Consider the following 11,731-nt stretch of genomic DNA (forward strand, 5'->3'; position numbering starts at 1 on the left):
CCTCATGCGCCCAAATCTCCCCGCCCCGTCCCAAGCCACGACGCTCCCATGACCCGCCGCACGAGCCTCACAGCGTTAACGCCGTTAACGCCCACCGCGTCGCCGCGAGCTGCGCATCCGGCCCCGCCCCCGCAGCCCCGGCCGCAGCCCCGGCGACGCGGGTGGGCGTTAACGCCGTTAACGCCCACCCGCCTCACCCCCACCCGCCCGCCGGGACACCAGCAGACCGAGCCCGTCCAGGATCCGCCCCAGTCCGAACTCCAACGCCTGGTCCTGCCCCCCGTGCTCCGCCACCGAAGCCAACGCCGCCCCGAGCGCAGGGAACCGCTCCCCGTGCACCCGCATCACCTCACCCAGCATCGCCGCGAGCTGCGCATCCGGCCCCGCCCCCGCAGCCCCGGCCGCAGCCCCGGCCGCAGTCCCCACCACACCCCCGCCCGCCGCCCGCTCCTGCTCCGCGATCCCCCGTACATGCCCGGCCACGAGCACCACCGCATCCATCGCCTCGGCCCCGCCCAGCCCGCACCCGTCCAGCGCCGCGAGCGCCCGCTCCATCCACCCCAACTCCCGCGGCCCCATCACCCGCGCCCCCACCGTCGCCTCCAACAGCCACGGATGCCGCCGGAACCCCGCGTACAACTCCCGCGCCCACACCTCGAGCCGCTCCCGCCACCCCACCGAACCCGCCCCCAGCGCCGCAGGCTCAGCCTCAAGCGCCGGATCCGGCATGGCCGCCTCCACCATCAGCGCCACGAGCTCGGCCTTCCCCGGCACATACCGGTACAGCGCCATCTTCGTGACCGCCAACTCCCCGGCCACCCGCTGCATCGACACCGCACCCAAGCCTTCCGCGTCGGCGATCCCGACCCCCGCAAGGGCGATCCCCTCCAGCGTCAGCCCGCGCTTCGGCCCCCGGGCCGGCGGCGCCGGCGGCGGCCCCCACAACAACCGCACGGCCGCCCCCACGCCCGCATCCCGCTGTTCATCCGCCATCGGCATCCCCTTGTGCTCGCACCAAAACTGCGTCTACCGTACACGGTATCGCTTCAGTGTCCGTCGGACACAGTTCCAGAAGGAGAGACGTGTCCCACCCCCAGAGCCACCCCCAGAACCACACGGTCCTGATCTCCGGCGCCGGCATCGCCGGCCCCGCCCTCGCCCACTGGCTGGGCCGCCACGGCTTCCGCCCCACCGTCGTCGAACTCGCCCCCGCCCTCCGCCCCGGCGGCCAAGCCGTCGACTTCCGCGGCGAGACCCACCTCTCCGCCCTCGACCGCATGGGCATCCTCGGTGAACTCCGCCGCATCCAGACCGGCGGCAGCCCCATGACCTTCGTAGACGCCGACGACAACCCCCTGCTCCACCTGCCCGCCGAGTTCGCCGGCGGCGACATCGAAGTCCTCCGCGGCGACCTCTCCCGCGTCCTCCAGGAGGCCTCCCTCCCCACCACCGAGTACCTCTTCGGGGACTCGATCACCTCCCTGACCGAGACCCCCACCGGCGTGGACGCCACCTTCCGCAACGCCCCACCCCGCACCTTCGACCTCGTCATCGGCGCCGACGGCCTCCACTCCCACGTCCGCCGCCTCGCCTTCGGCCCGGAGTCCGACCACGTCACCCACCTGGGCTACTACGCCGCCACGTGGACCCTCCCCCACACCCCCGCCCTCCACCGGTCCACCAACCCCACCAACCCGACCGGCTCCACCGCCTACAACGCCCCCGGCCGCCTGGCCAGCGTCGGCATCTCCCGCACCGACCCCACCCGCGCCGGCGCCTTCCTCGTCTTCGCCTCCCCCGAGCTCACGTACGACCGCCACGACCCCGAGGCCCACAAGGCGATCCTCAAGCAGGCCTTCGCCGGCCTCCCATGGAAGGTCGACCACCTCCTCGACTCCCTGGCCGACGCCGACGACCTCTACTTCGACTCCATCAGCCGCGCCGACGTCCCCACGTGGTCCACCGGCCGGATCGCCCTCGTCGGCGACGCCGCCTGCGGCGCGACCATCGGCGGCATGGGCACCGGCACCGGGATCGTGGCGGCGTACGTCCTGGCCGGCGAACTCTCCCGCTCGCCCCACGACCACCGCGCCGCCTTCGCCCGCTACGAGTCCCTGCTCCGCCCCTACGCCCAGGGCTGCCAGAAGGGCGGCGACCGTACGGGCCCCTTCCTCGCGCCCGCCACGAAGCTCGGCTTGCGCCTGCGCAACGGCCTCCTCAGCCGCCGGCGCATCCTCGACTGGATGCTGAAGGCCGGCGAGGACGTCACCACGCTCCCCCTCCCCACCTACACGACCGCCCCCGAAGCCGTCCCCACCACCCACTGAGCAGCGCCCCCGGCCCTCAAAACCGTTAACGCCGTTAACGCCGTTAACGCCAACCCCGCTCCCACCCTCAAAGACGCCCCCCAAAGACGCCCCCACAAAATCCCCCACACCCCGTCAAACAGCCCCACCCCACCCTCAAAAAGTACTGGGTGACTGGTTTTCTTCGGCATCACCTGCCTAGATTGACCCCCGTACAAGACGAGACGCGCACACGCCGGCTGCGCCCACACACACCAGGAGACGCGCAAGTGGCGAGAGTCAGGCAGGAACGCGCGGAGATCACCCGGCAGGCCATCCTGGACGGCGCGGCCACCGCCTTCGACCGCTCCGGCTTCGACGGCACCAGCCTCAGCGACGTCGTCAAGCACGCCGGAGTCACCAAGGGCGCCCTGTACTTCCACTTCCCCTCCAAGGAAGCCCTCGCCCGCACCCTGATGGACGAGCAGTTCCAGGTCGCCGCGGACGTCCCCGCCATCGAGGACCCGGGGCTCCAGACGGTCATCGACCTCACCCACCAGATGGCGTACGGACTGCGCACCAACGTCCGCGTCCGCGCCGGCATCCGCCTGGTCATCGAGTTCGGCTCCTTCACGAACCCGGACCCGACCCCGTACAACACGTGGATCGACACCGCTCACGGCTGTCTGACTCCGGCCCAGGAACGCGGCGACGTCCTCCCGTCGCTCGACGTCCACGACCTCTCGACCTTCCTCGTCGGCTCGTTCACCGGCATCCAGGTCACCTCGCACGTCCGCACGGGCCGCGAGGACCTCCACACCCGGATCACCGACCTATGGAACTTCCTCCTCCCCGGGATCGTGCCCGCTCCCCGCATCCCCCTCTTCGACCCGACGGGCTCGCCCGAGTGCCGGACGGAGCTCGGACTGCAGCCCCTGACCACCACCTGACGACGTACCCAGGGCGGCCTCGCACACGCCGTGGCGAACCACGGGGGTGCTCGCTACGGCGTGGGCGAGGCCGCCCTGTGACGCATCCGGACGCCCACCCGTCCCACCCAGCCCTCACCCGGCTGCCACTTCGTTAGCAAAACTCAAGCGCGGCGCCCACGAACACTCAAGAACGTTAGTAAAGTCCCTCTCATGACTTCGCCCTCGTCTCCGAGCGACCGAGAGAAGGTCGTCTCCAAACTCCCCCCGTGGCTGCGCCAGGAGTTGAAAATCCGCACCGCCCAACTGCGGGTGGACATCCAGGACGCCGTCCACGAGGGCATCGCCCAGTGGAGCGCCCTCGCCTCGGCCCCCTCCCCCGTCGACACCTCCGGCGCCGAATCGTTCTCGACCTGGCTGCCCGCGGGCCAGTGGGACTCCTTCCGCACCGACGCCAAGCACCGCGGCGTCTCCCTCATCCAGGGGCTCGCGCAGTCCGTACGCCTCTGGCTGGAGCTCAACCCGGCTCCCTCCGTCGTACGCCCCTCCGTGGTCCGCCGCATCATCGTGTGCAACCAGAAGGGCGGCGTCGGCAAGACCGCCATCACCGCCGGCACGGCCGAGGCCCTCGCCGAGGACCCCTCGACCCTGCACCCGGTCCGCATCGCCCGCCAACTGGCCCGCCTCACCCCCGGGGAGGACCAGCCGGACCCCGCGGCCATCACCCCCCTGGACCTGGAGGACCTCCCGGGCCTGGGCATGCGCGTGCTGCTGATCGACTTCGACCCCCAGGGCCATCTCACCAAGCAGCTCGGCCAGCAGCCCCTGCCCATCGGCGGCGACAGCCTCACCTGCCACATGGCGGGCGAGGCCAAGGGGCCCCTCAAGGATCTGATCGCGCCCATCGAGCACGACCGGTTCGGAGACCGCCTCCACCTCCTCCCCGCCTGCACGGACGCCTTCCTCCTCGACGTACGCCTCTCCACCGTCCGCGCCCGCGAGGCCGCCCTCGAACGTGCCCTCGCCCCCGTGGAGTCCGATTACGACGTCATCCTCGTCGACTGCCCCCCGAGCCTCGGCCTGAGCATGGACGCGGCCATCTACTACGGCCGCCGCCGCGACACCGAACAGCCCGGCGCCTCCGGCGCGCTGATCGTCGTACAGGCGGAGGACTCCTCCGCGGACGCCTACGACCTCCTCACGTCGCAGATCAACGACCTGCGCGACGACCTCAGCCTCGACATCGACTACCTCGGCCTGGTCGTGAACCTCTACGACGGCCGCCGCGGCTACATCGCGACCTCCTCCCTCCAGGCCTGGCTGGACATAAAGGATCCCCGCGTCGTCGCCGTCGTCCCTGACCTGAAGGAACAGCGCGAAGCGGTCCGCGTGAAGCAGCCCCTGTTCGTCTACGCCCCCAAGGGCGACCAAGCGGTCGCCCTGCGCGCCCTCGCCCGGGAGATCTCATGAGCAGCAAGGCCGACAAGCTCGGCGTCTCGGCCTCCTTCGCCCGAGCCCAACCGGTCGGCGTCAGCTCCCGCCGCGCGGCCATCGCCGAGGCTACGGGTGCCCCCACCTCCGGAGTGGTCCCGCCCTCCGAGGTCCCCATCGAGGCCCTCGCCCACAACCCCTTCAACCTCCGCGAAGACCTCACCGAACTGGAGGAACTGGCGGCGTCCCTCACCGCCCGCGGCCAGCTCCAGCCCCTGGCGGTCGCCACCCGCATGGCCTTCATGGAGGCCCATCCGGGCGCGACCGACGGCCTGGGCCGCGCGCCCTACGTGGTCATCGACGGCAACCGCCGTCTCGCGGCAGCCCACCTGGCCGGCCTGAAGACCATCCAGATCCACGTGAACGACGCCCTGTCGGCATCCGCCGCGGACATCCTCGAATCGGCCCTGATCGCCAACGTCCACCGCGTCGACGTGGCTCCCATGGACCAGGCCCGCGCCCTCCAGGAGCTCGTCGACGTCCACGGCTCCCAGGCCCAGGTCGCCAAGCGCCTCGGCAAAACCCCCGCCTGGGTCTCCCAGCGCCTGGCCCTCCTCAACCTGACGCCCATCCTCCAGGACAAGGTGGAATCGGGCGAGCTCAAGGTGGAACCGGCCCGCCGCATCGGCCGCCTCCCCCAGGAGGCCCAGCAGGCCGCCGCGGAGGAAACCCTCAACACCACCCATCCCCCCCGCCAGCGCACCCACCCGACCCCCCCGCCGGCACCCCCCCAGCCCCCCACCACCCCGGCCCCCCGGATCACCATCTCCACCCTCTCCCCGGAAACGATCGCGGACGCCCTCACGGCCCACCTCACCCCGGACGACCTCAAGGCCGTGACGGAACTCCTCATGAGCCGCATCTGAAGCCCCACGCCGGAGGCGCTGACAGCATTAACGCCGTTAACGCCGTTAACGCCTCCACGTGTGTTCCATGTGCGTTCCAGGGTGCGTTTCGCATAGGCTCCCCACGGAGGTACCGATGCCGAACGCCCACAACACCAACACCCCCCGCACCGAGGACGAGCAGGAGGTCCTCTTCGCAGCGGTCGACGCCCTGCTCGAAGAAGTGGCCCAGGACCCGCTCCCGCACCCCGACGAGCGCAAGCGCCTCCGCGAGGCCGCCGGCCTGAGCCAGGACCAGATCGCCAAGGCCCTGGCCGTCCGCCGCGAAACGGTCACCTCCTGGGAAACCGGCCGCACCTCCCCCCGCCCCCCCAAACGCGCCGCCTACGCCCGCCTCCTGGAAGGCCTCACCTCCCTCCACCCCCCAACCCCCACCACAGCCACACCCGCAGCCCCCACTGCAGCCGCAGGCCCCACCTCACCCGCAGCCGCTGGCCCCGCCACAGCCGCAGGTGCCGCCTCGCACACAGCCCCGACGCCGACCGCAGCCCCGGCCGAACAAGCCGCCCCGGCCGCACCCGCCGGCCCCGCGCTCCCCACCCCCGCCGTAGGCCCCGCCCCGCAAGCGACCCCGCCCGCAGGCGCGGTCTCCCCCGCCGGCGTGCCCCCTCAGGGGCCTGGGGCGGAGCCCCAGTTTCGGGAAGGGGCGGGTAGGGGAACAGCGCCGCAGGCCCAACCCCCCACCACACCCGCACGCCCCGCCACAGCCACCCCCACCCCGGGGCCTGGGGCGAAGCCCCAGTCTCGGGAAGGGGCGGGCAGGGGAGCAGCGCCACAGGCCCCCACCCCAAAGGCCCGAACCCCCCACCCCCCCCTGGAAGGAAACGGCCCCCTAGCCGTCCTCGACGGCACCGGCCACGCCCACGCCACCGCCGGCCTCATCCTCGACCACCCCACCACCGGCGGCCTCCCCGCCCTCCTCACCTGGGCCCTCACCGAGGCGAACCTCCGCTCCCCCCGCCTCCACCGCAACGGCAAGGACGGCGACCCCCTCCTGGTCCTCACCGCCCCCGCCCTGGACCGGCTCGGGCTCCCCCTCACCCTCGAAAACCGCCGCGACCTCCGCCTCCCCGACAACCACCCCGTCCTCAAGCAGCTCGCCAAGCACAAATGGCAGCTCACCCGCCGCGGCTTCGGCCCCTGGCCCCGCATCTACCGCCCCGCCACCCCCACCACCGGCCGCCAGTGCGTCCAGCTCGCGATCCTCCCCTGGGGCGCCCTCGACCCCCGCGCCTGGGGCGAGGGCACCGCCGACCTCCCGGCCGCCGAGCTCGCCGAACTGCTCACCACCTACGCCGCCCGCGTCCTCACCCCCCGCGGCTCCACGGCCGTCACGGGCCTCGAACTCATGACGGCCCTGCGTCCCCCCACCCGCGCCGTGCGCGACGAGGCGACCAACACCTGGGTGTCGGCCCCGGTCCCCGGCTCCCTCACCCACCCCGTCGACCCCGCTCCCCCGGAGGCCCCCGACGAGCACCCCGTCGTCGCCGCCCTCTACCCCCGTTCCCACCAGCGCACCCCGGACCAGGTCCTCGACGAGGAGGCCTACGACTGGATCCGCGACCCCCAGCTCCTCACCGACGCCGAGTGCTCCCGCACCCACGCCGTCGGCATCGACGTGAACATGGCCTTCGCCGCCGCCGCGAACCGCCTCCCCGTCGGCCTGGGCCCCGCGACCCACACCACCAGCCCCCGCTTCGACCCCAAGCTCCCCGGCTGCTGGCTGGCGGACCTCTCCTCCCTCGACATCGAGCTGGACCCCCGCCTCCCCAACCCCTTCACCCCCCACGGCAGGCCCCCCACCGGCCCCGCCTGGTACGCGACCCCGACCCTCGCCTACGCCCAGGAACTCGGCCACGAGGTCCGCCCCACCGAAGCCTGGATCCGCCCCGACAACGGCCCGTACCTCGACGCCTGGTACACCCGCCTCCGCGACGCCTACATGGCCACGATGGCGGACCTCGGCGTCACCTCGTCCCTCACGGAACCCGAGTTCCTCCACGCCATGTCGACCCACAAGCACGGCGGGACCACCGACTCCCGCATCTCCGCATCCGTCCTCTCGGCCATCAAGTCCACGGTCAAGGGCGGCATCGGCAAACTCCGCGAACGCCCCCAGGGCGCCTCCTACCGCCCCGGCGACCCCTGGCCCGCCCTCGAACGCCCCACCTGGCGTCCCGACATCCGCGCGGCCGTCATCGCCACGGCCCGCGTCAACATGCACCGCAAGATGCTCAAACTCGCCACGGCGGCCGGTCTCCACCCCATCGCGGTCCTCTCCGACTGCGCGGTCTACCTCTCCGACGGACCCGGCCCCCTCGACTTCCTCCCGCACACCCCCGACGGAAAACCCCTGCCCGGCGGCTTCCGCCTGGGCGTCAGCCCCGGCATGGTCAAGCACGAGGGCACCCAACCGCTCCTGTGGGCCGTCCAGATGCTCGACGAAGGACTCAACCCCGCCCGCCACATCAAGGGCCACGACGCAGCGGCAGACGGAGAATAAGAGAGAAGCATGTCCGACATCTCCGACAGCCTCACCCGGGCCGACGAACAGCACTTCACGCGCCCCATCCCCAAGTCGGCCGGCGCCCAGATGCGCTTCCTGGTGAAGCAGCTCAAATCGACCAGGGCCGCGGCCACGACCCTCGGCATCTCCCAGCGCACGGTCGAGCGCTACGTGAAAAACCAGATCAAGCAGCCCAAGCCCGAACTCGCCGCCCGCCTGGAGACCGAGGTACGCCGCCGCTGGCAGCCCCTGGTCCGCAAGCGCGCCCGCGCCAAGGCCGCCAGGACCACCGGCCTCGTCATCGAGACCCGCGCCCGCTTCGGCTTCACCGCGGCCCCCGGCACCACCGACGACGGCCGCATGCGCCGCATCACCCAGCACCTGCCCCCGGAGTACGCGGCCCGCCTCTTCGCCGCCCAGGAGTCCGGCGCCGGCGAGGCCCGACTCCAGCAGATCGCAGCCGAAGGCCTCCAGGAGATCTACTTCAAGGACAACGGCGCCCGAGCCACCAGCCTCCTGGTCGAGTTCACGGACATCGACTACGTCGACTTCGCCTTCTGACAGCCCCCTGAAGGCCCCCCTCTCAGCCCCTCAAAACCCCAAAGGGTCCCGGGAGTACCCCGGGACCCTCCAAACCCCTCACACACCCAACCAGCCGTCATCCCACGGCGTGCAACGTCCTGCGCCGCTTCGACTCCGCAGCCTTCTTCGCCGCGGCCTGCGCGGCCCGCTTCTTCCGCTGCTCGGCGAGCTGGTCCTGATACGCCGCCACCGCCTGGTGGTAACTGGCGACATACCCCCGCGCATCGAGCCGCTCATCGGCCGCCATGTCGTTCACGGCGGCGACAGCGTCCTCGAACGAGTTGTACCCGGCCAGCATGGGATTGATCTGATAAACGCCATTACGGACCTTCCGCACCAGCTTCGCGAGCTCCAGGCTCCGCAGCGCGGCATTGACACTCGGCCGGCTGAGCTCCAACAGCCCTCCGACGGTGGCCTGGTCGATCAGGATCCGCCCACCCGGCTCGCTCAGCGAACGCAGCTTCAGCAGCACGCGGTAGGCCGCAGGCGGAAGGTCCAGGTCGGAGAGAAGCCCGTCGGCGTTGACCGCAGCGAATCGCAAGGTGCTCACTGAGCTGTCCCTTCTTCCGTGCGCTTCGCCCGGCTCAGCCGACGCGCAGCGCGCTCTTTGGCCCGTTCGGCCCGCAGTCCCTCGATGGCCTGACGCATGTGGTCCAGCGACGGGAACCTCACCAGGTCCGGCAGGCTCGTGTCGCTGCGAATCTGCGAGATGGTGCTGTGCTGCTCCACCTTCACGAACTCACCCGTCATCTCCGTACCAGGGATGAACTCAGCCACCCGGTAACTGTAGGGCGGGTTGAACTGGTACACGCCCCGCCGCACCTTGAAGACGATCCCATGAGACATGACGGTGTGCAGCGCCTCCGACGTCTTTGTCCGACTGACGTCCAGGATGGTAGCCATCTCCTCCTGGGTAAGAGGAATCCGCCCCCCCGCTCGCTGGCACGCAATGAGCAGCAGGATCAGCCTCAGGGGCAAGGCTTCCCTGAAGTACTGGGCGATAACCAGGAAGAACTCCAGGCTGTCCATCGAGAACGCATTCGGCTGATTCTGCGTCCCGTAGAACTCCAGCGGCTTCCGCTCACCGTCCAGCGTCAGCTTCCGGCTCGGGTACCGCCTCGCCAGGCTGTCCAGGTCCTTGACCGGGGCCAGCGGCTGACTCCACGCCGAGATCGCATCATCTACGGGGAGATCAGGACGCGGCGCACCCGCCGGACTCCGCCGACGCCGTTGTGGCTCTGATGACACGAGGCTGCTCTCCACTTCGTTGATCTGCAGGGAGAGTATGTCAACAAGGGTGACACAAGTGTCACGCTCGTTGACGTTCGGCGTGTCTTATGTCCCCCGACGAGGGACACATCTCAGCCAACACCACCCCACCGCCTTTCCGCCACCCCCTCACCCAACCCCACCCCGCCCCCCATCAGTTAGCCGACACATCCTCCCTAAAACGTCAGCCCCCCCGACGTTTTAGCCCAAATACCGTCAGCCCCACTGACGTTTTGCACGCGTTCTGTCCCCCTAGCAGCGACACATCCCCCGAGTTATGTCCCTCCTGAGGGGACATAACTTTCCCCCCGCACCCCGCCTGACCTGCGACAACGCATCTCCGTACCTTCTATAGGCCGTCCCCTGCCGCGCTGCGCGCACTGAACGCCGTCTCCAACCGCTCAGCAGTCCCATCTTCCTGACCCCCCGACACCCCCCACTCCCCTCAAGCCCACCTCGAACCTCACGCCCCCACCCCCAAGGAATCTGACTGATTTCCCATCTCTATCCACAACCCGTTTTGAACCACCCATTAACGCCGTTAACGCCCAGCTCCCCAACGCCCCTGCCCCGCCCTGGCCAACAACGCCCCCAACTCCGCTACACAGCAGGCGAGTTGGCCCAGCAGACCCCTGTAAACAGCTGATCTCACCCCTCCATGGGGACGATGTGAAAGAGGGGATTTTCCCTTCCCCAGCCTCCTCACCCCATCCGAGTCGTCCTCAAAACAACCCAAATCTGTTCCCCACTCGATCAAAACTTGATCGCACACCACCTAAGCAACAAGCTCAATGAGTCGATGTTGCGCTACAAAACAGGCCTATCCAGCTCAGTAAGAGGGCCTTCACCGTCCAAGCAATGTGAAGAACCTGTCCCTACTTCAGCCCCTAGCGCCGGCCTTGGGGGGTGCAGGCTCTGTGTGCCAGGAGTCCCGTGTTTTCTCCTGTGGGATCACTTCGAGCTGTCTTTCGTTCCCGAGCGAAGCAAGGCCGTCTCTTCCTAGGCTCACAGCACATCGGCTTCCCACCTAGGGACGGGGCCCTGGGCGAGGGAGTGGCTCCACCCGAGCGGAGCGAGGGTGACATGCCTGCCCCAGGCCGAGCGAAGCGAGGCGACCCTTCCCAGGCGCGCAGCGGCTCGGCATCGCGGCCTGGGGGTCTGGGCCTTAAAGCTGCGGAGCGGCTTGGCCTAGCGAGGCGAGGTGGTTCTCTGCTTAGGCGCGCAGCGGTCTGGGCGCCCGGCCCGAAGGGCCGGGCCTTGGGCCGCGGAGCGGCCCCCAACCGAGCGAAGCGAGGTGGTCTCCTGCTTAGGCGCGCAGCACCTAGGCGCCCGGCCCAAAGGGCCGGCTCTTGGGCCGCCGGAGGCGGCCCCCTGCCCAGGCGCGCAGCGCCTAGGGTCCCGGCCCAAAGGGCCGGGACCCTAGGCCGCGAAGCGGCCCCCCGAGCGAAGCGAGGGGACTCCCTGCTTAGGCGCGCAGCGCCTAAAGTCCCGGCCCAAAGGGCCGGCCCTGGGTCGCAAAGCGGCCCCCACCGAGCGAAGCGAGGTGGCTCCCTGCTTAGGCGCGCAGCGCCTAAGCGCCCGGCCCAAAGGGCCGGGCCTTGGCCGCCAGAGGCGGCCCCCTGCCCAGGCGCGCAGCGCCTGGGGTCCCGGCCCAAAGGGCCGGGCCTTGGGCCGCCAGAGGCGGCCCCGCCGAGCGAAGCGAGGCGGCTAGAACTGAACAGCGACGGGGTGCGAAAGAGTGTCGCACCTAGTGACGATCTCGGT

9 protein-coding genes are annotated in these 11,731 nt (G+C 70.6%); 6 read left to right on the forward strand and 3 right to left on the reverse strand.

The window, feature by feature from the left end; genetic code table 11:
- Positions 1–177: 177 nt before the first annotated feature.
- Positions 178–993, reverse strand: a complete 816-nt coding sequence (locus tag ACIP5M_RS34830) for a TetR/AcrR family transcriptional regulator (RefSeq protein WP_401204779.1) — start codon at positions 991–993, stop codon at positions 178–180.
- Between the two features lie 89 nt (positions 994–1,082).
- Between ACIP5M_RS34830 and ACIP5M_RS34835 the strand changes: the two genes are divergently transcribed.
- From ACIP5M_RS34835 to tpg, 6 genes are all read left to right on the forward strand, one after another.
- Positions 1,083–2,327 carry an FAD-dependent monooxygenase gene (locus ACIP5M_RS34835; RefSeq protein ID WP_401204782.1) on the forward strand — a complete coding sequence of 415 codons (1,245 nt, stop codon included), beginning with the start codon at positions 1,083–1,085 and terminating at the stop codon, positions 2,325–2,327.
- 248 nt (positions 2,328–2,575) lie between these two features.
- Positions 2,576–3,235: a ScbR family autoregulator-binding transcription factor gene (locus tag ACIP5M_RS34840; protein WP_401204784.1), complete on the forward strand. Its 660-nt coding sequence runs from the start codon at positions 2,576–2,578 to the stop codon at positions 3,233–3,235.
- Between the two features lie 192 nt (positions 3,236–3,427).
- Positions 3,428–4,684, forward strand: a complete 1,257-nt coding sequence (locus tag ACIP5M_RS34845) for a ParA family protein (protein WP_401204786.1) — start codon at positions 3,428–3,430, stop codon at positions 4,682–4,684.
- Positions 4,681–5,571: a ParB/RepB/Spo0J family partition protein gene (locus ACIP5M_RS34850; RefSeq protein ID WP_401204789.1), complete on the forward strand. Its 891-nt coding sequence runs from the start codon at positions 4,681–4,683 to the stop codon at positions 5,569–5,571. Before ACIP5M_RS34845 ends, ACIP5M_RS34850 begins: the two co-directional genes overlap by 4 nt.
- A gap of 115 nt (positions 5,572–5,686) precedes the next feature.
- Positions 5,687–8,113 carry a telomere-associated protein Tap gene (gene tap / locus ACIP5M_RS34855; RefSeq protein ID WP_401204791.1) on the forward strand — a complete coding sequence of 809 codons (2,427 nt, stop codon included), beginning with the start codon at positions 5,687–5,689 and terminating at the stop codon, positions 8,111–8,113.
- A gap of 9 nt (positions 8,114–8,122) precedes the next feature.
- Entirely contained in the window at positions 8,123–8,677 is a 555-nt protein-coding gene (gene tpg / locus ACIP5M_RS34860) for a telomere-protecting terminal protein Tpg (RefSeq protein ID WP_401204794.1), read from the forward strand.
- A 97-nt stretch (positions 8,678–8,774) separates the two neighbouring features.
- Here tpg and ACIP5M_RS34865 read toward each other — a convergent pair whose 3' ends face one another.
- Positions 8,775–9,248 (reverse strand): MarR family transcriptional regulator, encoded by a 474-nt coding sequence (locus ACIP5M_RS34865; RefSeq protein WP_215016079.1) that lies wholly within the window; start codon positions 9,246–9,248, stop codon positions 8,775–8,777.
- Positions 9,245–9,961, reverse strand: coding sequence for a hypothetical protein (locus tag ACIP5M_RS34870; RefSeq protein WP_401204797.1), 717 nt, complete (start codon positions 9,959–9,961; stop codon positions 9,245–9,247). The genes ACIP5M_RS34865 and ACIP5M_RS34870 overlap by 4 nt, the downstream gene beginning before the upstream one ends.
- Positions 9,962–11,731: the final 1,770 nt, after the last annotated feature.

Source organism: Streptomyces sp. NPDC088762 (assembly GCF_044750905.1).
In the GTDB taxonomy this organism is placed as follows: domain Bacteria; phylum Actinomycetota; class Actinomycetes; order Streptomycetales; family Streptomycetaceae; genus Streptomyces.

What these genes read in the sequence shown, in the direction of transcription:
- ACIP5M_RS34830 (WP_401204779.1), bottom strand. Translation starts at nt 993, where the DNA reads ATGGCGGATGAACAGCGGGATGCGGGCGTGGGGGCGGCCGTGCGGTTG.
- ACIP5M_RS34845 (WP_401204786.1), top strand. Translation starts at nt 3,428, where the DNA reads ATGACTTCGCCCTCGTCTCCGAGCGACCGAGAGAAGGTCGTCTCCAAA.
- ACIP5M_RS34850 (WP_401204789.1), top strand. Translation starts at nt 4,681, where the DNA reads ATGAGCAGCAAGGCCGACAAGCTCGGCGTCTCGGCCTCCTTCGCCCGA.
- tap (WP_401204791.1), top strand. Translation starts at nt 5,687, where the DNA reads ATGCCGAACGCCCACAACACCAACACCCCCCGCACCGAGGACGAGCAG.
- tpg (WP_401204794.1), top strand. Translation starts at nt 8,123, where the DNA reads ATGTCCGACATCTCCGACAGCCTCACCCGGGCCGACGAACAGCACTTC.